Consider the following 21574-nt stretch of genomic DNA (forward strand, 5'->3'; position numbering starts at 1 on the left):
TGACCTCTCCTTAAGCCGATTCAGGCAGCGGGAAGACCGCATTGACCTGACCGGTACCTGAGCTGGCGAACAGTTCGGTAATAAATTCAACTTTTCCGTCGTATTTATCCCAGCCCAGCAGGCCCAGCAGCATCACCGTGTCGTGCATATTGCCTTCGCCGTAGCAGTAGTCGGCGTACTCCGGCAGCATGGTGCAGAACTCTTTGAATTTACCCTCGCGCCATAGCTTCACTACCCGCTCATCCATCTGATGATCGAACTCGCGGGTATAGCTATTCATCCCCTCTTCGGCGCGCTGATCGTCGATAAAACGATGCGACAGCGAACCGCTGGCCAGCACCGCTACGGTACCGTCATATTTCTCGATAGCCTTACGAATGGCCTCGCCCAGCTTGCGGCTGTCGGCGAAGTCGTGAACGGTACAGAAGGCGGAGATCGACACCACTTTGAAGTGCTTATCGGCGTTCATGTAGCGCATCGGCACCAGCGTGCCGTACTCCAGCTTCAGGCTCGGGATGTTGTGCGCTTTGGCGCGCACGCCGAGCTTGACCGCTTCGTCGGCGATCAGGTGGCCGAGCTCCGGGTTACCGTCGTAGTCGTAGGTCATGTCGCGGATAAAATGCGGCAGCTCGTTGCTGGTATAAACGCCCTGAAAATGGTCGGCGCAGTTAATGTGGTAGGCGCTATTCACCAGCCAGTGGGTATCAAAGACGATGAAGGTATCGACGCCGAGTTCGCGGCACCGCTTGCCGATTTCCTTATGCCCGTCGATGGCTCCCTGACGGCAGCCGTGGTTTTTGCCAGGCAGTTCAGAAAGATACATCGACGGTACGTGAGTGGTTTTTGCTGCTAACGCTAACTTTCCCATATCAGACTCCCCATTTTGGGATCGGATGGTCGCCCATCGAGATGCAGACGTTTTTCATTTCAGCGAACACTTCAAAGCTGTATTCGCCGCCTTCGCGGCCGGTGCCGGAGGCCTTCACGCCGCCGAACGGCTGACGCAGGTCGCGGACGTTCTGGGTGTTGACGAACACCATTCCGGCTTCGATGCCGCGTGCCAGACGCAGCACTTTGCTGACGTCCTGGGTCCAGATATAAGAGGCGAGGCCGTACTCCACATCGTTGGCCAGGCGCAGACCTTCCGCCTCGTCTTTAAACGGCAGCAGACAGGCTACCGGGCCAAAAATTTCTTCCTGCGCCACGCGCATACGGTTGTCGACGTCCGCCAGCACCGTTGGCCGCAGGAAGTTACCGTTTCTCAAGTGGGCCGGCAGATCGGTGGGTTTATCCGCGCCGCCCGCCAGCAGGGTCGCCCCTTCCTCAATGCCAAGGCGGATATAGCCGGAGACTTTCTCCCAGTGCTGCTGGCTAATCAGCGCGCCGACCTGGGTATTCGGGTCGGCCGGGTCGCCTACGCGCAGTCGGTTGGCGCGCTCGGCGAAGCGTTTTACGAACTCAGGATAGATGCTCTGCTGAATGAAGATGCGCGAGCCGGCGGTGCAGCGTTCGCCGTTGATCGAGAAGATAGTGAAGAGCGCAGCGTCGAGGGCGCGCTCAATATCGGCGTCTTCAAAAATCAGCACCGGCGATTTGCCGCCCAGCTCCATGGAGTACTTTTTCAATCCGGCGTTTTTCATGATGTTGCGTCCGGTCGCGGTACCGCCGGTAAAAGACACCGCCCGCACGTCGTGGTGGCGTACCAGCGCATCGCCCGCCGTCGCGCCGTAGCCCTGAACCACGTTCAGTACTCCCGCCGGAATACCCGCTTCCAGCGCCAGCTCTCCCAGACGGTCGGCGGTGAGCGGCGATAATTCTGACATCTTCAGGACCGCGGTATTGCCCAGCGCCAGGCACGGCGCCACCTTCCAGGTGGCGGTCATAAACGGCACGTTCCACGGCGACACCAGCGCGCACACGCCGACCGGCTGTACGAGGGTGTAGTTGAGCATCTTGTCGTCAACCGGATAGGTTTTGCCGTTCATCTGTTGGCATACTTCGGCGAAGAACTCAAAGTTATGCGAAGCGCGTGGAATCAGTACGTTTTTGGTTTGATGGATCGGCAGACCGGTATCAGCAGTCTCCATAGCGGCGATCTCGGGGACGTTTTGATCGATCAGATCGCCCAGGCGACGCATCAGGCGCGCGCGCTCCTTCATCGGCAGATTAGCCCATTTCGGAAAGGCTTCTTTCGCCGCCGCCACCGCCTGATTTACCTCGTCTGAGCCGCCGGAGGCCACTTCCGCCAGCACTTCGCCGGTCGCCGGATTAGTGGTATGAAAATACTCCGTGGCCGCGACGTTTTTACCGTTGATCCAGTGGTTAATTTTTTTCATGACAGCTTCTCCTCATATTCCTGCTCGCTGATGATGCGGTTGATCAGGCGGCCAACGCCTTCCACTTCGACGATCACTTCATCGCCTGGTACCACGTCCGACAGCCCCTTCGGCGTGCCGGTGGCGATCATGTCGCCCGGTTGCAGGGTCATAAATTCGCTCAGATAGGCGATCAGGAAGGGGATGCTGAAGATCAGATCGGCGGTGGTGCCCTGCTGGCGCAGTTCACCGTTGACCCAGGTACACAGCGCCAGATTATGCGGATCCGGGATCGACTCTTTCGTGACGATCCACGGTCCGATCGGCGTCAGGGTATCGCGGCTTTTGACCCGCAGATTGGGGCGATAGTAGTTTTCCAGATAGTCGCGGATAGCGTAGTCGTTGCAAACGGTATAACCGGCTACGTACGCCATGGCGTCGGCTTCGGCGACCTTACGCGCGGTTTTGCCAATCACCACAACCAGTTCAGCCTCGTAGTGCATGTACTCGACGTTATCCGGACGTACCGATTCCTGCTGGTGGCCGATAAAGGTATTTGGCGCTTTGATAAATACCAAAGGCTCGGTTGGCGGCTTAAACTCCAGCTCGCTGGCGTGATCGGCATAGTTCAGGCCTAGTGCGAAAAGGGTGCCGTTAGCGGGCGGCAGCCACTGAAATTCGCCCTGGCTTAGCAGCCTGCCGTCGGCCAGCTGCACCCGACCGCGTTCATCAACCTGCACATCGTGCTGCTGTCCCTGCCATTCAATACGAGCCTGTCTCATGCCGTTTCTCCTTCTGCGACAACCGGGTTTTCGAGTACCGGGAAACCGTTGGCGAGGATACGTACCCGATCGCCAGGGCGCAGCGTAACGCGGGAGTGGGGCGTTCCGATCAAGATCGCATCGCCGGGATTGAGGGTAGCGAACTCGCTCAGGGCGCTCAGCAGTTCAGCGGCGGAGCGCTGGAGATCGGTGGTGTTCCAGCTGTCCGCTTCGCGACCGTTGATTTCGGTGATGATGTTCAGATTATCAACATTGCTGACCGGCGCGAGTTCGCCAATCGGACAAAAGCCATCGCGGCATTTGGCTTTGATTGCCGGACGATAGAAGCTCTCTTCCGGCAGGCTGATGTCGTTTGCCAGCGCGTAACCGGCAATATATTCAGCCGCTTCCTCAGCGACCACTTTGCGCGCGGTTTTGCCAACGATCAGCGCCACGGTCGCGCCGCTCTGCACGGTTTCGCCTTCCGGATAAGGGATGCTCGCGCCGTTACCAATAACGGTGTTGCGCGGTTTGATAAACCAGACCGCGGTTTTCGGCGGCGTTTTATAGGGGGCCTGCTGGAACGCTTCGCGCCAGGCGTCGAGCTGGCTGCGGTGGTTTAGCGCCACGGCGAAGATGGTACCTTTCATTTACCACTCCTCTGGTACGGATTTGGGAAACAACAAATTTCATTAATATGTTAATGATCATCTTTTATTCTTTGCTGGAAGGTTTGGCAAACAGAAGTGAATGTTTTGTGATCGGTTTAACAATAAATTTACAGAATTTGTTTTTATTTGTTATAAATCAATTGGTAATCGTTTTTTGTTGTACCATCTGGTACTTTTCAGAGACAGAAACCGGTTGCCTTCAGACGCAATTAACGCTAATTATTAACTTATTAATAGAGTGAGGATTTAATTTCGAGGTATGTCATGCATGATTCGTTAACTATCGCGCTGCTGCAGGCGCGGGAAGCGGCGATGGCCCATTTTCGGCCCATCGTTAAACGCCATAATCTTACCGAGCAACAGTGGCGTATCGTGCGTATCCTTGCCGAAAATCCGTCGATGGATTTTCACGATCTGGCTTTTCGCGCCTGTATTTTACGCCCGAGCCTGACCGGTATTTTGACCCGTATGGAACGTGATGGCCTGGTTCTGCGTTTAAAGCCGGTTAACGATCAGCGCAAGCTGTACGTTTCGCTGACGCCAGCGGGTTCGAAGCTGTATGAAAGCGCCCAGGCCCAGGTGGAAGAGGCCTATCGTCAGATCGAAGCCCAATTTACCGTTGAAAAAATGCGCCAGCTTACCGCGCTGCTGGAGGAGTTTATCGCCCTGGGCAATGGAACGCGGGGCGAGGAAGAGGAGTAGTACGTTATCCGCGCGAAAAATATCCCGGAGGCGGTGCTGGCGCACCTGTTCGGGCTGGGCCCCCCCCGGTCGCGCTGTGCTTACCGGGGCTACGGGCTGTCCCCCCGGTCGCGCTGTGCTTACCGGGGCTACGGGCTGTCCCCCCGGTCGCGCTGCGCTTACCGGGGCTACGGGCTGTCCCCCCGGTCGCGCTGCGCTTACCGGGGCTACGGGTCGGTGCCATCCCGTAGCCCGGATAAGGCGCCAGCCGCAATCCGGGGGCAGTTCTTCAGAACAGAGTATCCAGCTCTTCCAGCACGTTATACTGGTCATCTACCAGCAGCAGCGTTTTCCATTTATCAAACGTCAGGCACGGGTGCGAGGTGCCAAACACCAGAATATCGCCGACCTGCACGTCGCTGCCAGGTTCGAGGCGCAGCATACAGTGCTGATCCATAATCCCCACGCTCTCGATCCCCTCTGCGGAGAGCTGCGCGCCGTGGCGATACCGGGCGATGGGCTGCGGCAACCCGGCATCGAAGGCGCAGTCGCGCTTGCCGAAGTTAACCACCGCGCGATCTTCTTCCGGCACCGACTGGACCATCGCCATCAGCTCCAGCGCCGAGGTTAAATCACCGCCTAGATCGCAGGCGATCGGATCGCGGGCCACCAGCGCTTTTTGCGCGATATCGTATATGCCCCGATCGTGGGTAATATAGCAGCCGGGGCGGATAACGATTCGGCAGCGCGCCGGTTTCTGTGCCGCCAGCCAGATATTGCATACCACGTCATACCAGACGGTACCCGCGCCGGTGAGGATAAACTCGCCCTCAACCAGCGGCTCCATCCGGCAGGCCAAATCGGCGGCCTGGCGCAGCAGAGCCTCCACCTGCGGCTGCGGATCGTCGCCGTGCAAAACTCCCTCATACAGCTCAAGGCCGCGCAGTTTCAGGCCCGGAAGTTCCGCGACGGTATGGGCCAGGGTCAGGGCATCATCCACGCTGCGGCAGCCGCAGCGTCCGCCGCTGACACCCAGCTCAATCAGCACGTCCAGCGTTTGCTGCCTTTCGCTGAAAAAGGCTGACAGCGCGCGTGCATTGGCGAGGCTATCGATGCAGCAGATAAAATCGGCTTTGCGATAGTGCGCTTTCAGGCGCGATATTGCCTGCATATTGGCCCTGCCGACCAGCTGATTAACCATTAACACCCGTTCAACGCCGCTGGCCATCGCCGCGCTGGCCTGCCAGGCGCTGCCCACGCCGATCCCCCATGCGCCCTCCCGTATCTGCGCCTGAAAAATCCACGGCGTCATCGTTGTTTTACCGTGCGGCGCCAGCGACACGCCGTGCGCGTCGGCATAGCGCTGCATCCAGGCGATGTTATTTTCCAGCGCCGTTTTTTTCAGCAGCGCGGCGGGGAGGCAGACGTCCTCCGCCAGCAGATTTGCCGGTGCCGACATGACGGCGGCTTTATGAGGAATAAGCGTAGATGAATGGTATTTCATAACATAATCCTTTTGGGTTTTTATGATCGAATTTAAGCTGGTATCAATTTTAATATTTTGAAAAATATAATTTTTATATGTTATTCATGTATTTTTTGAATAAAAGTATCAAAAATAGATCTGGTTTTTGCGTAGTTTTCCACTGTTTTTATGCCTTGTAAATGGTTAACTTGTCGGCAGAGTTGAAAGGGAGTAAATGCGATGAAAGTTAACTGGCTTTTCAAAAACGTCACGGTCATTGACGGCAGCGGAGGACCGCAGTTTCGCGGCGACGTGGCGGTGAAAGGCGATCGGATTGTTGATATAGCCCCGGCGTTGAACCTGGAGGCAGAACAGGTGATTGACGGGCAGGGGCGCGTGCTGGCCCCCGGATTTATCGATGTGCATACCCATGACGATATTAACGTCATTCGCATGCCGGAATATTTGCCCAAGCTGAGCCAGGGGGTGACAACGGTGATTGTCGGCAACTGCGGGATCAGCGCGGCGACGGCGACAATGCGCGGCGAGGTGCCGGACCCGATGAACCTGCTGGGCGAGGCGGAGCACTTTGTTTACCCCACCGTTGAAGCGTACGCCCATGCGGTGGAGGCGGCGAAGCCGTCATTAAACGTCGGCACGCTGATTGGCCATACCGCGCTGCGCAATAATCATATGGACGATCTGTTCCGCCCGGCGACGGAAACCGAGATCGCCGGGATGCGGATACAGCTGCGCGACGCGCTGCGTCAGGGGGCGCTCGGCCTGAGCAGCGGGCTGGCCTACGCCAGCGCGTTTCAGTCCACCACCGAAGAGGTGATGGCGCTGGCCGAAGAGTTAACAGCGGAGCAGGGAGTTTACACCACCCATCTGCGCTCGGAGTTTGAGCCGATTCTGGAGGCGCTGGATGAGGCGTTCCGCATTGGTCGTCACGGCAAGGTTCCGGTGGTGGTTTCGCACCATAAGTGCGCCGGAGCGAAAAACTGGGGCCGCACCAGCGAGACGCTGGCTTTTATCGATAAGATGCGCCAGCGCCAGGAGATTGCCTGCGACTGCTATCCCTATTCCGCCAGCTCCTCGACGCTGGATATGAAGCAGGTCACCGATGAGTTCGATATCGTCATCACCTGGTCGGAAGCGCAGCCGGAGCAGGCAGGGAAAACCCTGAAACAGATTGCCGAAGCGTGGCAGGTTAGCCTGCACGAGGCGGCGGCGCGGCTGATGCCCGCAGGCGCCATCTACTACAACATGGATGAGCAGGACGTGCGGCGGGTACTGGGTTATCCGGTGACCATGATCGGCTCCGACGGTCTGCCGAACGACCCGATGCCGCATCCGCGGCTGTGGGGCGCCTTTCCGCGGGTGTTGGGCCACTACAGCCGCGATGAGCAGCTGTTTCCACTGACTACCGCGATCCACAAAATGACCGGGCTGTCGGCGGCGCGCTTCCAGCTGGCGGATCGTGGGCTGGTAAAAGTAGGCTACTTCGCCGATCTGGTGCTGTTTGATCGACAAACGGTGCGCGATGTTGCCAGCTTCTCCGACCCGAAACAACCGGCGGACGGTATCGAGGCGGTGATGGTTAACGGCGTGATGAGCTACGGCAGCGATAAAAAGATTATCGGGCGTGCGGGGCGTTTCCTGCGCCGTCGAATGAACTAAGGAGTGAAAAATGAGCATTAAACGTTATGGCGTTGAAGGCGGCACCGGCACCGGCGGGCAGCATCTGCCGTTCGCCCGGGCGGTAGAGGCGGGCGGCTGGCTGTATGTTTCCGGCCAGACGCCGATGAAGGATGGCGAAGTGGTGGAAGGCGGCATCGTCGAGCAGTCGCGTCTGGCGATTCAGAACTGTGTGGATATTATGACCGAAGCGGGTTACACCCTGGCCGACGTGGTGCATGTCAAAGTCATCCTTACCGATTCACGTTATTTTCAGTCTTTCAACAAAGTGTTCCGCGAGTTCTTTGGCGACCATCCGCCAGCCCGTATTTGCTGTGTGGCGGACCTGGTGGTGGATTGCAAAGTTGAAGTGGATGTGACCTGTTATAACGCGGCTCGCGTATAAAAACTTATTAATCAGAAATATAAACAGGATTTTTGAGCGCTGAAATAATTCAGCGCTCCGTAACCTCTTACCTTTTATAACCCTAACTGGCAGGATGTGAACGATGAATAGTCATATCTTTTTAGTCGGCTTTATTATTTACGCGTTGGCAATGATTTGGCTTGGCTGGTACGTTTCGCGTAATCAAAAAAGCGGTGAAGATTTTTTACTTGGCGGACGTTCCTTACCGCTATTTCTGACGCTGGGCTCCACCGTCGCGACCATGGTAGGAACCGGTTCGAGCATGGGCGCTGTAGGCTTCGGCTACAGCAACGGCTGGGCAGGAATGCTCTACGGCGTGGGTGGCGCAATCGGTATTTTGCTGGTGGCATGGCTTTTCGCGCCGGTGCGTAAGCTCCGCTTTATGACCATGAGCGAAGAGCTTTCTTATTATACTGGCGGTAGTCATTTAATTAAAAATATCGTCGGAATAATGATATTTATTGCCTCTATTGGCTGGCTGGGCGCGCATATTCTTGGCGGTAGTATGTATTTATCCTGGGCCACGGGGATCAATTTGACGCTGGCAAAGATAATTATCGCTCTGGCGTTCGCTATTTACGTGATTATCGGCGGTTACGCCGCGGTGGTGTGGACGGATACCATTCAGGCATTAATTCTGTTTTTCGGTTTTATTCTGATGGCCATACTGGCGGTGATTCACGTGGGGGGATGGGATGCCATCGTACAGGCGATGGATCCTAAAGCGATGAGCCTGTTCGCCGTCGACAAGCTAGGGGTAATACCGGCGCTATCGCTGGCAATGGTCATCGGCGTCGGCGTGCTGGCGACTCCTTCCTATCGCCAGCGTATTTACTCGGGGAAAGATGTCTCTTCGGTACGTCGCTCGTTTGTTTATACCGGCGTGCTGTATCTGTTTTTCTCGGTGCTACCGGCGATTATCGGTATGGCGGCATGGACCATGAACCCTAATCTGGAGAACAGTAACTACGCCTTCCTGTTCGCGACCAGTTTCCTGCCGGCGATACTGGGGCTGGTGGTGCTGATTGCCGGACTTTCCGCCACCATGTCTTCCGCCAGCTCCGATGCGATCGCCGCCGTGGCTATTATGATGCGGGATGTCTACACCCTTGTTACCGGAAAAATGCCGCCGGCGCATAAGGCGATAACGCTCTCCCGCTGGATGCTGGCGTTCGTTATCGGTCTGGCGATGATCTTCGCCCTGACCTCGAACGATATCATCAGCTATATCACCAAAATGATCTCCATGCTGATGTCCGGCCTGTTCGTCTGTTCGATTCTGGGCCGCTTCTGGCTGCGCTTTAACTGGCAGGGCGCGTTAACCGCCCTGCTGAGCGGCATGCTGGTGTCTATTGTGGTTCTGGTTAAGGCCGACTGGCTGGCTTATTGGGGGAACCCGTGTATTCCGTCGGTAGTGGGTAGCTTCGTTTCCGCTGTTTTTGTCACCGTGATGACGCCAGCCAGTAAAATCAGCCGTCAGCAGGCGCTGGAAATGATTACCCAGGAGCGGGAAGGGCAGGAGAGTCCGGTCAAAACGGCGGCGGTGCAGACTTCAGGGGAGGCACAATGAAGGACTATATCGCCGTCGACTGGGGCTCTAGCCAGCTGCGCGGCTGGCTGATTCGCAACGGTCATTGCGTCGAAACGAAGCAGCTGCCGCTGGGTATCACTCGCCTGAACGGACGTGCGCCCGCCGACGTATTTCAGGAACATCTGGCACCCTGGCGCGGCGAGGAGAAGCTGCCGGTGCTGATGGCCGGCATGATCGGCAGCGATGCGGGCTGGCAATCGGTGCCTTATCTTGCCTGTCCGGCGGCGATTGACGCGCCGGGGCAGCAGCTATGCGCCGTGGCTGAAGGCGTGTGGATCATTCCCGGCCTCAAGGTTGAGCAGGGCGGAGATTTCAACGTGATGCGCGGCGAAGAGACGCAGCTGCTGGGGGCCTGGCAGCTGGCGCCGACGGAGTGTTACGTGCTGCCGGGCACCCACTGCAAATGGGTGCGGATCGAGGACGGTACGGTACGTCATTTTGCTACGACAATGACCGGTGAACTGCACAATTTGCTGATGACGCAATCGCTGCTTGGCAAGGGCCTGCCGGCCCAGCAGCCGGACGACGCGGCTTTTGCGCTGGGGCTGGAAAAAGGGCTGGCGCATCCGTCGTTAACGAGTGAGTTGTTTGTCGCCAGGGCCGCCCGAGTGCTGGGGGCGCTGGCGGCGACCTCGGTCAGCGACTATCTCTCCGGGCTGCTGATTGGCGCGGAGGTGGCGGCTATGGGCCAGCGGTACCGCACATCGGCGGTCACGCTGGTTGGCGACCGGGCGCTGAACGCCCGCTATCGCCGGGCCATGATGGCGCATGGCATGACGGTTAACAGCTGCAGCGGCGATGAAGCGTTACTGAGCGGCATGGCGAGGATTATGTATGGACAACATTAAACTGGTAGCGATCTTACGCGGCATTCGCCCCGCTGAGGCGGCGGAGCATATTGAAACGCTGATTAGCGCGGGATTTCGTTATATTGAAATTCCGCTCAATTCGCCGGACTGGCAGCAGAGTATTCCGCAGATGGTCGCCCGCTTTGGCAAGCGGGCGGCAATTGGCGCGGGAACGGTACTTAAGGTGGAACAGGTCGATTTTCTCGCCGATGCCGGAGCGCAGCTTATCGTGACGCCGAATACTCAGCCAGCGGTCATTAGCCGGGCTGTGGCGCGCGGCATGCGGGTCTGTGCCGGATGCGCCACGGCCACTGAGGCGTTTAGCGCGCTGGATGCCGGGGCGCAGTGGCTGAAGATTTTTCCGTCTTCCGCTTTCGGCCCTGACTACATTCGGGCGCTGAAAGCGGTACTGCCGCCGGAGGTGCCGGTACTGGCGGTTGGCGGCGTGACGCCGGATAATCTGGTGAGCTGGGTGCAGGCGGGGTGTGCCGGAGCCGGTCTGGGTAGCGATCTTTATCGTGCCGGGCAGCCGGTGGAGCGTACCCGCCAGCAGGCAGAGCGGTTTATCGCTGCCGCCCGTCGGGGTTAATCTCCCAGCGGCTGCCGATCGACGCCGCCGCGGTGGCTGTCGAGCGCCAGCTTAATACGGCGTAGTTTGCCTTTTGCCTCGGTTTTGTTGGCCATCGCCAGCTCGGTGGCCAACACGTCAACCATCGCCAGCATCGCATAGCGTGAAGTGCTTGGCTTAAAGATATAGTCGTTTTCCCGCACCAGCAGCGGCAGGACCAGGTCCGCCTGCTCCGCCAGCGGCGTCCCGGGAGGAGTAATCGCAATCACCTTCGCGCCGTACTGCATGGCAATGGCCGCGCTTTCGATGATTTCCTGGGTATATCCGCCCAGAGATAGCACGATAACCACATCCTTCGGCGTTACCGCCGAGCTCATCATTCGCACCAGCAGGCCATCGCTCTGGCTGACGACCGGCAGGCCGAGGCGAAACAGGCGATACTGAATCTCCTGCGCGCAGATGGTAGAACCGCCGCCCATGCCGAGGGCCAGAATCTGCCGCGCGTCGCTCAGCCAGCTGACCGCGCGCTTCAGCGCTTCAATATCCAGCGCCCGGCGGTTAGTCTCCAGTACGTTGATGATTGACTCATAGATCCCCTGCACGCCTTCAAGGTCCGGCACATCGAGGATAAATCGCTGCCCGACCGCCAGGGATTGCGCGAGCTTCATCTTCAGCTCGCGGACATCTTTGCAGCCCAGCGCGCGGGCAAAGCGGGTAACCGAAGCCTGGCTGGTGTTGGTCAGACGCGCCATCTCTGCGATGGGTAGCTCCGCTGCCGCCGCGACATCATCGAGAATAAACTGCGCGATACGCTTTTCGGTCGCCGTCAGTTCAACAAAGCGATCGGTAATGCAGGAAATGATATCGATTGACCAGGACATACGGGTATCAACGGTAAGTTTTGAATGATACTTTGTACCATATATCGCTGATAAAATCAGCGCTGTCGGCTATAGCGCTAACCGCATAGTACAGCGCGTTTCCGGCGCCAGGCCGTGTTCCGTTTCCAGCTCTCTTTTCGCCGCCAGCCCTGCTGGTAGCGTGAGTTCGTTCAGCATCGAAAATCCGAGGCGCGTGTAAAACGGCGCGTTCCACGGTACTTCGCGGAAGGTTGTGAGCGTGACTGCCGGATACTTCGCCAGGCGGGCTTCCTCTATCACCTGCTCCAGCATCCTGCGGCCAACCCCGCGACCCTGCCATGACTGATGGACGGCGATCTCAACGATAAACAGCGCATCATCAAGCGGTTCGGTTAGCAGAAAACCTATCGGTTGGGCGTCGGCCACGGCCAGCAGGCTGTGGTCCGCCTCAAGGAACAGCCGGTGACGTTCGGGGCTTATTACTTCGCTGTCTGCAAGCCAGGCCAGCGCCGGGATTTGGCGAAACGCCCGGGCCGCTGAGCGCTCAATAGCGGGCAGGAGGGGAATATCGCTCTCCTGGGTCAGGCGTAATGTCACGGTGGGGGTTATAGTGTTAGTTTTCATCATCTCAGCATAGCAGCCTCAAGGAGAAATGTATGGCGCTCACCGCCGTTTCTGCCACTCAGTTTAGCGTCGCGCAGCTGACTGCTATCCTCTGCGACTGTTTCGAAGATTACCTGGTTCCCGTCACGCTGTCGGTGGAGGTGTTCGTTCAACGTTTCAGCGCCGAAGGGCTGAGCCTGCTGGATTCCTGCATCTGGCTGGAAGGTGATACGCCCGCTGCCGTGGCCGTCGTCGCCCGGCGCGGTGATGAAGCCCGGCTGGCGGCGTTTGCGCTACGGCCCGCCTATCGCGGTAAGGGCGTAGGACGTCAGTTAATGACCTCGTTGCTTGCTGCTCTGCGCGGTCAGGGCGTACGGCGGATGTGGCTGGAGGTCATTCGTGATAACCAGGCCGCGGTGGCGCTATATCGATCGCTGGGCTTTGAGGTGCGGCACGGGCTGTGCGGTTATGTCAGTACACAGACCGGGAACGGCGGGGTATCTGGATTGCAGGATGATGAGGTGCTGGCGCTGATTCGCAGGGCCGGCGCAGAGGTTAACGGCCAGCTGCCGTGGCTGATGGACCCGCTAACCTTCAGTACTCTACCGTGTCAGGCGTTGAGCCTCGATCGGCAGGCCTTTGCCGTGCTGGCGACACTAACCGGCAGGCCGCAGCTGCAGTTTTTATGGGTTGAACCCGCCGCTCGCGGCCGCGGGCTGGGGCGGGAAATGCTGATGGCGTTGGCCCAACGGTTTCCGGGACTCGGCACTTCAGTGACTATCCCGGAGAGCTTTACGCCGCTGTTTAATGCCGCCGGCTATACGCCATTGGCATTAAAACAGTATGAGATGAGCGCAACGTTGAGCACCCTGCCGTCAGCAGAGCGTTAAGGATCAGCCGTTACGCGGGTCGCTAATCGGCTGACGAACCAGGAAAATATAGGCCAGCGCGCCGAGGGCGGTCACGCAGCCGCAGATAACCAGCGCCAGCTGAAATGAGTGGGTGGTATCGACGATAAATCCGGTGACTACCGGCGCGAAGGAGGCGCAGATAAAGCTGGCGAAGTTCTGGATACTGCCGACGGAAGCGGTCATTCTTGACGCCACCGCGACGTGAATCAATCCCCAGCAGGAGGTACCGGCAAAGTGGATGCAGAACAAGGCCATACCGATTAACAGCACCGCGGCGATGGAGGTGGTGGCATGCGGAACGATGAGCGTAAACGCGGCGGAGCAGAACATCCCGGCAATAATGCAAATTTTGCGGCTTTTAATCGGCGCCATACCGCTTTTAACCAGCCAGTCGGTCACGTAGCCGTTGATGAGCATACCGGCGGCGCCGAACAAGAAAGGAATAGCGGCCATAAAACCGGTGCTTTTCAGGTCGAGGTTATACGCCGTTTGCAGATAGCCCGGCAGCCAGGCCAGATACAGCCACGCGGTATAGTTGATGCCGCTGAAGCCGAGCATCATGCCCCACATGGTTTTGTTTTTAAACAGGCTGCGCCATTCGGCAAAGCTCAGCGGGTCGCGGCGCACGTTGACGCTTCCGGCGTTAAGGTAGGTCTGCTCGTCGGCGGTGAGGTTAATATCCTCCCGGTTGCGATAGAGCATATACCAGCCGATGGCGACGAAGATCCCCAGAACGCCGATGGTGATAAACATCCAGCGCCAGCCCATCATTAGCATCATGGCGGCAAGGATTGGCGGGCTAATCGCGACGCCAATGGTCGAGGCGGCATTAAAGAAGCCCATTGGCCGACCGCGCTCTTTGATATTAAACCAGTCGTTGATCACCTTGACGCCGCAGGGATTCATCGGCGCTTCGCCGATCCCCATGCCGATACGCACCAGCACGAACTGGGTAAAGCTGTGTACCATTCCGGATACCGCCTGAAACAGCGACCAGAAAAACATGCCCAGCCCCAGCATGATGCGTGGGCCTTTGCGGTCCAGCAGCGGCCCGCAGGGGAGCTGTGCGATGCCATAGGCTAGCGAGAAAACGGATAGCAGTACGCCGATTTCGGTGGCGCTGAGCCCTAACTCTTCGCGGATAGTTAAGTTAGCGACGGATAATGAACTTCTGTCGAGGTAGTTAATCACCGCCGCCAGAAATAACAGGATCATAGCCGTTGTCTGAATTTTTTTAATCCGAGCGCTACGCTTTAAGGAATTATCTAACGGAACCGAAATCGGCTCTTCTTTACCCTTATTAAAGGTTGTCTGCGGGTCGATAGTTATATTTCGTTGCTCCACGCCTGACTCCTGACTATTCGTTTTGAACGACAAGTGACATTGAATGGTTTAAATCCCACCCACCTGTTTCACAGTAAATTAAGTCGACTTGTTTTCAGCATAAATAACCTTTTTACCCGCATTGAGTTATGTTTTGAGATTTGTGCTGCCGATAATCATTTTCTGTTTTTAATCGGTACTTAATGAGCGAGGGATTCACTCTGCCTGAGAGAGTTAATCATCGATTGTTTCGCTGAGTTCAGGTGGTTGCGCAGCGCCAGGTTGGCGTCGAGATCGCTACGACAGATGAGTGCGCTCAGGATAGTCATATGTTCATCAATGGCGATGATATTGCGCTGTTTAAGATCGCTCTCATCCCATTGATAGTGAAAGTGAAAGATAACGGAAATAATCTCAAGTGATTGATTAAAAAATATATTTTCAGCAGCTGACAGCAGTAGCGTATGAAAGTCACGATCGAGCTGAGAAAACATCCGAAAGCTGTCGCCGATGCTATCGCGCAGGGCGCGATGGCGTTCGAGGAGGGTTTTCGCCTGCAGCCAGCGGGCGTCGTTGTCCGGCAGATTGAGGAAGTGCTGGAGCGCGTGGGTTTCCAGCATTTCCCGCAGTTCAAAGAGCTGCTCCGCCCAGGAGAGCTCGAACTTTTTCATGTTCCACTGGCCGCGTTTTTCGCTTTCAATCAGGTTGTAGCGGCTGAATTTTAACAAAAACTCTCTGACCACCACCGGGCTGACGCCCGCCGCCCGCGCCAGCTGTAGTTCGGAAAACATCTCTCCGGCGCGCAGCTGTCTTTGGTTAATCATGGTAAAAAACGCCTGTTCGAAGATACGGTTCTGTTCGGCCAGCGAGGCGCTGGAGCTATCGAAGCCGTCGTGAAGCTCCGGATGGCGGAGAATTTTGTAATCGTGATTGACCTGGCACAGCACGCCGCGCTCGCATAAGTGGCTAAGGATGTGGCGCACGGTGGTACGGCTGATGTTGTACATCTCTGCCAGCGCGCTTTGTGAGGGCAGCGGGGAGGGGAGAAAGCCGCGCGCCATATCATTAATGACCTGGTTAATGGCATTGTGACGAAGGTTTTGGGAACGGCTCATATATGGGTTTCCTGTTTTTTAGCCATTAAAACCGGATTTAAAACAGTTTTGTGCGCGAGATTTCACAAATTTCGCAATGACTTTATTCCCGTCTCTGTTTTTCATCGATATCTAAGCCAACGAATACGGAGGCAATAATTATGACGTCGATGAATACTTTAGTGTGTCAGGAAGCCAAAAAATTTATTTGGGAAAAACGCCAGATTCCCATCCCCGGCGATGATGAAGTCCTTATTAAAATAAAAGCCGTGGGAATTTGCGGTACAGATATTCATGCATGGGGGGGGAATCAGCCATTTTTTAGCTATCCGCGCGTTCTTGGTCATGAAATATGTGGTGAGATAATTGGCCTGGGTAAAAATATTCTTAATTTGAAGAGCGGCCAACAGGTTGCGGTTATTCCTTACGTTGCCTGCCGCCAGTGTCCGGCGTGTCTGAGCGGGCGGACAAACTGCTGCGAGAAGATTTCGGTGATCGGCGTGCATCGCGACGGCGGATTTAGCGAATACCTCAGCGTCCCGGTAAAAAATCTGCTGGTGGTGGATGATGTTGACCCTGAGGCCGTAGCGCTGATTGAGCCATTCGCCATTAGCGCCCACGCGGTGCGTCGCGCCGCTATCCAGCCGGGAGAACAGGTGCTGGTAGTCGGTGCGGGTCCCATTGGCCTCGGGGCAGCGGCTATTGCCAAAGCGGACGGGGCCCAGGTGGTGGTGGCGGATACCAGCCCGGCGCGGCGCGATCATGTGGCGCAGCACCTTGGCCTGACAACGCTCGACCCTTCCGACCCGCTGTTTACCGAACAGCTGTGCGCCACGTTTGGTGGCTCTCTGGCGCAGAAAGTGATCGACGCGACGGGGAATCAGCATGCGATGAACAACACGGTTAATTTAATCCGCCACGGCGGCAGCATTATTTTCGTCGGCCTGTTTAAGGGCGAACTGCAGTTTTCGGACCCGGAGTTTCATAAGAAAGAGACAACCATGATGGGCAGCCGTAATGCGACGGAAGAGGATTTTGCCAAAGTCGGGAGACTGATGACCGAAGGGAAAGTGGCCGCCAGGATGATGCTGACCCATCGCTACGATTTCAAATCTTTGGCTGAAGTCTATGAAAGTGAAGTGATTAACAATCGCCAGCTGATCAAAGGCGTCATTCATTTTTAGCAGGGAAGACCATGAAAACGTTAAACAGAAAAGATTTCCCGGGAGCGCAGTATCCGACCCGTGCGATCCAGTTCGGCGAAGGCAACTTCCTGCGAGCGTTTATTGACTGGCAGCTGGATCTGTTGAATGAGAAAACCGATCTGGCGGCGGGAGTTACCATTGTTCGCCCAATCAACACCGAGTTTCCGCCGTCGTTAAATACCCAGGACGGGCTTTACACCACGGTGATCCGCGGTCTGGACGAACGCGGCGAGGCGGTGAGCGAAGCGCGGATTATTCGCTCCGTAAACAATGAGATTAACCCCTGGCAGGATTTTGCCGGCTATCTGGCGCTGGCCCGTAACCCGGATATTGCACTCGTATTTTCAAACACCACCGAAGCGGGCATCAGCTATCATGCCGGGGACCGGCCTGACGACATGCCGCCGGTAAGCTTCCCGGCAAAGCTGGCCCAGCTGCTGCTCGAACGATTCCGCCATTTCAACGGCGCAGAGGATAAGGGGTGGACGATTATCCCCTGCGAGCTGATTGACTATAACGGCGAGGCGCTGAAGGCGCTGGTGCTGCGCTATGCCAAAGAGTGGCAGCTGCCTGCGGCATTTAGCGACTGGATTGAAACGGCCAACACCTTTTGTTCAACGCTGGTTGACCGCATCGTGACCGGCTATCCGCGCGATGAAGCGCAAAAGCTGGAGGCTGAGCTGGGCTACCACGATGCTTTCCTGGACACCGCCGAACACTTCTGGCTGTTCGTTATTCAGGGGCCGCAGGCGCTGGCGGGGCAACTGCGGCTTGACCGCTGCCCGCTCAATATTCATATCGTAGAGGATATTCGGCCCTATAAAGAGCGCAAAGTCGCCATTCTCAATGGTGCGCACACCGCGCTGGTCCCCGTTGCGTGGCTGTGCGGCGTCGATACCGTTGGCGAAGCGATGCAGGACCTGGCCATTCGCCATTATGTGCAGCAAACTATCGACGAGGAGATTATTCCGGCGCTGGACTTACCTGCCGATGAGCTACGGCAGTTTGCCGATGCGGTCACCGGGCGTTTTCTCAATCCCTTTATTCGCCATCAGCTGCTCTCCATCGCCCTGAACGGGATGACCAAGTTCCGCACCCGGATCCTGCCGCAGCTGCTGACCAATATCCGCCAGCACGGCGCGATCCCGCCGCGGCTAACGTTTGCCCTGGCGGCGCTCATCGCCTTCTACCGCGGTCAGCGTGATGGGCAGATGTATCCGCTGCAGGATGATGACGTCTGGTTAACCCGTTTTGCCGATGGATGGGCGCAGGTGGCGCGCGGCCGCCCGCTGCATGAACTGGTCACGGAAGTCCTGCAGGATGCAACACACTGGGGTGAAGATCTGACGACCGTTCCGGGGCTTGCCGACCAGGTCACGCGGTATCTGGAAATGATTTTGAGCGCGGGGATGCGGGAGGCCCTGACGCGGCTGTAACAGGTTTGTTGTGCGGCGTCCGCGGATTTGGGCGCCGTTTTTTTTGTGCTCTGAACCGCAAAAAATAAATTAAGCGCCAACGGTTGGTAGATTTCCCTCATCATAAGAACCTTTCCCATTAGGCTATTTTGCTTGCCTTTTTGAACCTGGGCAGTGCTCAGACAAAACTCACAGAGTTTTGAACGCCCTTCAGGGCGGCCCGAAGGGGGAGCGTAGCGAATTATCCTCACGTACTACGTGTACGCTCCGGTTCTTCCGCGCTGGTCGTGTTCAAACTGGCTGCGCCAATAACGCCTGATGGGATAGGCTCTAAGCGCCTGCGATGGCAATGATGGGGGATGCGATGCGTAAAACGGAACTGTTGGCTTTTCTGCACAATCAGACGGATTTTTTTGATCCGGATAACCTGAGCGAGGTCTTTACCGCCAGCTATCTGGCCCAGCGTTTTGCCATGCAAAGAAACACCGCCAGCCACTATCTCAATCAGCTGGTCGCCGAGAACGTGCTGGTGAAGATCAACACCCGACCGGTCTATTTTCTGCATAAAAAAGCCTTTTGCCAGCAGTTCTTCCCCCTTTCCCGCAGCGAGTACGCCAGCATGGCGGAGCTGCTGGCGGAGAGCGACCGCCAGCCGCAGCAGGCGGATCATTTTTCGTTGCTGACCGGCCATGACGGCAGCCTGCGTAAACCGATTGAGCAGATGAAAACCGCGCTGTTTTATCCCAACGGCGGGCTACCGCTGCTTATCACTGGCGACAGCGGTACCGGCAAAAGCTATATGGCGGAGCTGATGCATGAGTTTGCCATCGCCCAGGGACTGCTGTCTCCCGAGGCGCCCTTTGTCAGCTTCAACTGCGCCCAGTATGCCAGTAACCCGGAGCTGCTGGCCGCCAACCTGTTTGGTTACGTCAAAGGTGCATTTACCGGCGCGCAGAGCGATAAAGCCGGGGCGTTTGAGGCGGCAAACGGCGGTGTGCTGTTTCTCGATGAAGTCCACCGCCTGGATGCGCAGGGGCAGGAGAAGCTCTTCACCTGGCTGGACCGTAAAGAGATCTATCGGGTGGGAGAAACGGCGCAGGGGATGCCGATTTCGCTGCGGCTGGTGTTTGCCACCACCGAAGATATTCACAGCACTTTTCTGACCACCTTTATTCGCCGTATTCCGATTCTTGTCAGCTTACCTGATTTACAAAATCGCAGCCGGGAAGAGAAAGAGGCGTTAACGCTGCAGTTTTTCTGGCAGGAGGCGCGCACGTTGGCCGCCCGGCTGCAGCTGACGCCGCGGCTTTTGCAGGTGCTGACGCACTATGTTTATCGCGGCAACGTCGGTGAGCTAAAAAACGTGATTAAGTACGCCGTTGCGTCGGCCTGGGCCAGGTCTCCGGGCAGCGAAAGGCTTAACGTCACGCTGCACGATCTGCCGGAAAATATCGTGGCCGCGACGCCGGCGCTCGGTGAACCGCTGGGCCAGCAGGAGCCGCTGCTTATTGAACCGCAGACCAGCCTGCTCTGGCTGCTGCGCGCGCGCGACCCGGTTCAGGGGCTGATTTACGATACTCAGTGCCGGGTTCTCGCGCTGTATGAGGCGGTGCTGAGTAAAAAAGCGCTCTGGGAAGAGGCGCAAAAAAGCATGGGCGAGGAGATTGAAACCCTCTTCGATCGGCTGATATTTGATAATCACGATACCCATAGCTCACATATGCTGCTGCTGATCGCTCATCAGGTGCGGGAGGAGTTTTATCGCCTTGAAAAGCGCTTCAATATCCAGTTTAACGGCAACTGTATTTACGCTTTAAGCCACTATCTGATTCATCGTTCTCGCCAGGCGCAGTCGACGATGAGCAACGAGAAAAGCCGCCAGCTGGAGGATTTCCTGGCGCAGAAATACCCGCTGATGTATCGCTTTTGTCAGGAGATCCTTAGCGCGCTGGCGCTGAAGTTGGACATTGAACCCCGGCGTATTGACCTGCTGCTGCTGGTACTGTGGTTACAGAAAAACGGTGCCATCAGCCAGCAGCAGATGACCCGGGCAATTATCCTCGCCCACGGTTACGCCACCGCCAGCAGCATCGCCAACGTCGCGAACCGGTTGCTGAAAAATCAGCTGTTTGAGTCATTCGATATGCCGCTGGATGTAACGCCGGAGGCTATCGCTAATCAGGTGATGGCCTATATTGAGAGCCACGCGCTGGCGTCAGGGCTGATCATTCTGGTCGATATGGGGTCGCTGAACGCCATTCACAGCCATTTTAATCGTCGCCTGCACACGCCGGTGGCGATTGTGAATAACGTCTCTACCGGAATGGCGATGTACGTCGGCGAACGGATTTTACAGGGCGATATGCTGGAAGATATTGTCCGTGAGATTGGCGACGATCTGGCGGTTGAGCACCAGCTCTATTACCCGCAAAACGACAAACCGCGGGCGATTCTTACCACCTGCGCCACCGGTCTGGGGGCGGCGGCGAACCTGTCGGCGCTGTTAAAGGCCAGCATTCCTGAAGCGCTCGGCATTGATATTGTGGCATGCGATGTGGAAACCCTCGCCGATCCGTCGCGGCGGGAGCCGATGCTAAGCCGCTACGAGGTGCTGGCGATCGTCGGTACTCTCGATCCGCATCTTGCCGATCTGCCGTGGATCTCGCTGGATTCGCTGATTTCTGGCGAAGGGAGCCGCCCGTTGATGCGTATCTTCGGCGAACTGGCCTCCTCTGAACAGATCGGCGAGATCAATAACCTGCTCCTGAAAAACTTCTCGCTACGTCGGGTGATCGAGTCGGTGACGATCCTTGATACCGGTAAGGTCATCAACCAGGTCGAGCAGTTTTTGCTGCGCTATGAGCATTTGGCCGGGTGCGATGTGCCCAACGATCGTAAGGTGGCGCTGTATGTGCATATTAGCTGTCTGATAGAGCGTTTAATTCGCAACGCTTCACCCACTCATTACTCGGGAAAGCAGTGTCCGGAGAGCGAGCTGGCTACGCTACGTGAGGCCTTTAGTGTCATCGAGAGCGGATATAGTGTCAAAATTCCCGCAGTAGAGCTCTATTACATTCACGATATCCTGACGCGGGAAACGGAATTTATTCAGGAAGATCAAGAGTTTTAACGTTTCTCATCTTTTTGTCCTTGCGCTAA

Annotated in this window: 19 protein-coding genes and 1 pseudogene; 10 read left to right on the forward strand and 10 right to left on the reverse strand. The window is 56.8% G+C overall.

Annotated elements, in window-relative coordinates; all coding sequences use genetic code 11:
- Positions 1-10 precede the first annotated feature (10 nt).
- The 4 genes from hpaD to GJ746_RS03515 are packed head-to-tail and all read right to left on the reverse strand — an operon-like array spanning position 11 to position 3726.
- Positions 11-868 (reverse strand): 3,4-dihydroxyphenylacetate 2,3-dioxygenase, encoded by an 858-nt coding sequence (hpaD, locus tag GJ746_RS03500; protein ID WP_154678948.1) that lies wholly within the window; start codon positions 866-868, stop codon positions 11-13.
- Position 869: 1 nt separating this feature from the next.
- The gene (gene hpaE / locus GJ746_RS03505; protein WP_154678949.1) at positions 870-2336 is read right to left on the reverse strand and encodes a 5-carboxymethyl-2-hydroxymuconate semialdehyde dehydrogenase; all 1467 of its coding nucleotides are present in this window, start codon (positions 2334-2336) and stop codon (positions 870-872) included.
- Positions 2333-3097: a fumarylacetoacetate hydrolase family protein gene (locus tag GJ746_RS03510; protein ID WP_154678950.1), complete on the reverse strand. Its 765-nt coding sequence runs from the start codon at positions 3095-3097 to the stop codon at positions 2333-2335. The genes hpaE and GJ746_RS03510 overlap by 4 nt, the downstream gene beginning before the upstream one ends.
- Entirely contained in the window at positions 3094-3726 is a 633-nt protein-coding gene (locus tag GJ746_RS03515) for a fumarylacetoacetate hydrolase family protein (RefSeq protein ID WP_154678951.1), read from the reverse strand. Before GJ746_RS03515 ends, GJ746_RS03510 begins: the two co-directional genes overlap by 4 nt.
- 285 nt (positions 3727-4011) lie before the next feature.
- Between GJ746_RS03515 and hpaR the strand changes: the two genes are divergently transcribed.
- A complete protein-coding gene (gene hpaR, locus GJ746_RS03520; RefSeq protein ID WP_154678952.1) occupies positions 4012-4449 on the forward strand; it encodes a homoprotocatechuate degradation operon regulator HpaR in 438 nt (145 codons plus the stop codon).
- A gap of 268 nt (positions 4450-4717) precedes the next feature.
- Here the strand turns inward: hpaR and GJ746_RS03525 are convergent, their stop codons facing one another.
- Both GJ746_RS03525 and GJ746_RS25585 read right to left on the reverse strand, forming a co-directional pair.
- Positions 4718-5932, reverse strand: coding sequence for an amino acid deaminase (locus GJ746_RS03525; protein ID WP_154678953.1), 1215 nt, complete (start codon positions 5930-5932; stop codon positions 4718-4720).
- 73 nt (positions 5933-6005) lie between these two features.
- Positions 6006-6156: pseudogene (locus GJ746_RS25585) on the reverse strand (hypothetical protein).
- On the opposite strand from GJ746_RS25585, the gene GJ746_RS03530 reads away from it, so the two are divergent.
- The 5 genes from GJ746_RS03530 (at position 6134) to GJ746_RS03550 (ending at position 11025) form a co-directional block, all read left to right on the forward strand.
- Positions 6134-7573, forward strand: a complete 1440-nt coding sequence (locus tag GJ746_RS03530) for an N-acyl-D-amino-acid deacylase family protein (protein WP_154678954.1) — start codon at positions 6134-6136, stop codon at positions 7571-7573. The pseudogene GJ746_RS25585 and the gene GJ746_RS03530 sit on opposite strands and share 23 nt — an antisense overlap.
- A 10-nt stretch (positions 7574-7583) precedes the next feature.
- Entirely contained in the window at positions 7584-7976 is a 393-nt protein-coding gene (locus tag GJ746_RS03535; RefSeq protein ID WP_154678955.1) for a RidA family protein, read from the forward strand.
- Positions 7977-8079: 103 nt separating this feature from the next.
- The gene (locus GJ746_RS03540; protein WP_154678956.1) at positions 8080-9567 is read left to right on the forward strand and encodes a sodium:solute symporter family protein; all 1488 of its coding nucleotides are present in this window, start codon (positions 8080-8082) and stop codon (positions 9565-9567) included.
- On the forward strand, positions 9564-10436 hold the full coding sequence (locus GJ746_RS03545) for a 2-dehydro-3-deoxygalactonokinase (protein WP_154678957.1): 873 nt from the start codon (positions 9564-9566) through the stop codon (positions 10434-10436). Before GJ746_RS03540 ends, GJ746_RS03545 begins: the two co-directional genes overlap by 4 nt.
- Complete coding sequence (locus tag GJ746_RS03550; RefSeq protein WP_154678958.1) at positions 10423-11025, forward strand: 2-dehydro-3-deoxy-6-phosphogalactonate aldolase; 603 nt, start codon at positions 10423-10425, stop codon at positions 11023-11025. Before GJ746_RS03545 ends, GJ746_RS03550 begins: the two co-directional genes overlap by 14 nt.
- On the opposite strand, the gene GJ746_RS03555 is transcribed toward GJ746_RS03550, so the two are convergent.
- Together GJ746_RS03555 and GJ746_RS03560 are read right to left on the reverse strand one after the other, a co-directional pair.
- Positions 11022-11885, reverse strand: coding sequence for a MurR/RpiR family transcriptional regulator (locus GJ746_RS03555; RefSeq protein WP_154678959.1), 864 nt, complete (start codon positions 11883-11885; stop codon positions 11022-11024). The two genes, GJ746_RS03550 and GJ746_RS03555, sit on opposite strands and share 4 nt — an antisense overlap.
- Before the next feature lie 69 nt (positions 11886-11954).
- Entirely contained in the window at positions 11955-12488 is a 534-nt protein-coding gene (locus GJ746_RS03560) for a GNAT family N-acetyltransferase (protein ID WP_154682633.1), read from the reverse strand.
- A 32-nt stretch (positions 12489-12520) separates the two neighbouring features.
- Here GJ746_RS03560 and GJ746_RS03565 point away from each other — a divergent pair, with 32 nt between their 5' ends.
- Complete coding sequence (locus tag GJ746_RS03565) at positions 12521-13357, forward strand: GNAT family N-acetyltransferase (protein WP_154678960.1); 837 nt, start codon at positions 12521-12523, stop codon at positions 13355-13357.
- A 3-nt stretch (positions 13358-13360) separates the two neighbouring features.
- Here the strand turns inward: GJ746_RS03565 and GJ746_RS03570 are convergent, their stop codons facing one another.
- Entirely contained in the window at positions 13361-14722 is a 1362-nt protein-coding gene (locus GJ746_RS03570) for an MFS transporter (RefSeq protein ID WP_154678961.1), read from the reverse strand.
- Positions 14723-14901: 179 nt separating this feature from the next.
- Positions 14902-15816 carry a GntR family transcriptional regulator gene (locus tag GJ746_RS03575; protein ID WP_154678962.1) on the reverse strand — a complete coding sequence of 305 codons (915 nt, stop codon included), beginning with the start codon at positions 15814-15816 and terminating at the stop codon, positions 14902-14904.
- 140 nt (positions 15817-15956) lie between these two features.
- Here GJ746_RS03575 and GJ746_RS03580 point away from each other — a divergent pair, with 140 nt between their 5' ends.
- From GJ746_RS03580 to GJ746_RS03590, 3 genes are all read left to right on the forward strand, one after another.
- Positions 15957-16979 (forward strand): zinc-binding alcohol dehydrogenase family protein, encoded by a 1023-nt coding sequence (locus GJ746_RS03580; protein WP_154678963.1) that lies wholly within the window; start codon positions 15957-15959, stop codon positions 16977-16979.
- Between the two features lie 11 nt (positions 16980-16990).
- Positions 16991-18436 (forward strand): tagaturonate reductase, encoded by a 1446-nt coding sequence (locus GJ746_RS03585; protein WP_154678964.1) that lies wholly within the window; start codon positions 16991-16993, stop codon positions 18434-18436.
- A 343-nt stretch (positions 18437-18779) separates the two neighbouring features.
- Positions 18780-21545: a sigma 54-interacting transcriptional regulator gene (locus GJ746_RS03590; protein WP_154678965.1), complete on the forward strand. Its 2766-nt coding sequence runs from the start codon at positions 18780-18782 to the stop codon at positions 21543-21545.
- The last annotated feature ends 29 nt before the right edge of the window (positions 21546-21574 follow it).

The sequence above is a fragment of the Klebsiella oxytoca genome, assembly GCF_009707385.1.
Lineage (GTDB): Bacteria > Pseudomonadota > Gammaproteobacteria > Enterobacterales > Enterobacteriaceae > Klebsiella > Klebsiella oxytoca_C.

Coding starts and splice junctions, on each gene's coding strand:
- GJ746_RS03590 (WP_154678965.1), top strand. CDS start 18,780: ATGCGTAAAACGGAACTGTTGGCTTTTCTGCACAATCAGACGGATTTT.
- GJ746_RS03525 (WP_154678953.1), bottom strand. CDS start 5,932: ATGAAATACCATTCATCTACGCTTATTCCTCATAAAGCCGCCGTCATG.
- GJ746_RS03550 (WP_154678958.1), top strand. CDS start 10,423: ATGGACAACATTAAACTGGTAGCGATCTTACGCGGCATTCGCCCCGCT.
- GJ746_RS03580 (WP_154678963.1), top strand. CDS start 15,957: ATGACGTCGATGAATACTTTAGTGTGTCAGGAAGCCAAAAAATTTATT.
- GJ746_RS03560 (WP_154682633.1), bottom strand. CDS start 12,488: ATGAAAACTAACACTATAACCCCCACCGTGACATTACGCCTGACCCAG.
- GJ746_RS03555 (WP_154678959.1), bottom strand. CDS start 11,885: ATGTCCTGGTCAATCGATATCATTTCCTGCATTACCGATCGCTTTGTT.
- GJ746_RS03535 (WP_154678955.1), top strand. CDS start 7,584: ATGAGCATTAAACGTTATGGCGTTGAAGGCGGCACCGGCACCGGCGGG.
- hpaD (WP_154678948.1), bottom strand. CDS start 868: ATGGGAAAGTTAGCGTTAGCAGCAAAAACCACTCACGTACCGTCGATG.
- GJ746_RS03575 (WP_154678962.1), bottom strand. CDS start 15,816: ATGAGCCGTTCCCAAAACCTTCGTCACAATGCCATTAACCAGGTCATT.
- GJ746_RS03565 (WP_154678960.1), top strand. CDS start 12,521: ATGGCGCTCACCGCCGTTTCTGCCACTCAGTTTAGCGTCGCGCAGCTG.
- GJ746_RS03545 (WP_154678957.1), top strand. CDS start 9,564: ATGAAGGACTATATCGCCGTCGACTGGGGCTCTAGCCAGCTGCGCGGC.
- GJ746_RS03515 (WP_154678951.1), bottom strand. CDS start 3,726: ATGAAAGGTACCATCTTCGCCGTGGCGCTAAACCACCGCAGCCAGCTC.
- hpaE (WP_154678949.1), bottom strand. CDS start 2,336: ATGAAAAAAATTAACCACTGGATCAACGGTAAAAACGTCGCGGCCACG.
- GJ746_RS03530 (WP_154678954.1), top strand. CDS start 6,134: ATGAAAGTTAACTGGCTTTTCAAAAACGTCACGGTCATTGACGGCAGC.
- GJ746_RS03540 (WP_154678956.1), top strand. CDS start 8,080: ATGAATAGTCATATCTTTTTAGTCGGCTTTATTATTTACGCGTTGGCA.
- hpaR (WP_154678952.1), top strand. CDS start 4,012: ATGCATGATTCGTTAACTATCGCGCTGCTGCAGGCGCGGGAAGCGGCG.
- GJ746_RS03585 (WP_154678964.1), top strand. CDS start 16,991: ATGAAAACGTTAAACAGAAAAGATTTCCCGGGAGCGCAGTATCCGACC.
- GJ746_RS03510 (WP_154678950.1), bottom strand. CDS start 3,097: ATGAGACAGGCTCGTATTGAATGGCAGGGACAGCAGCACGATGTGCAG.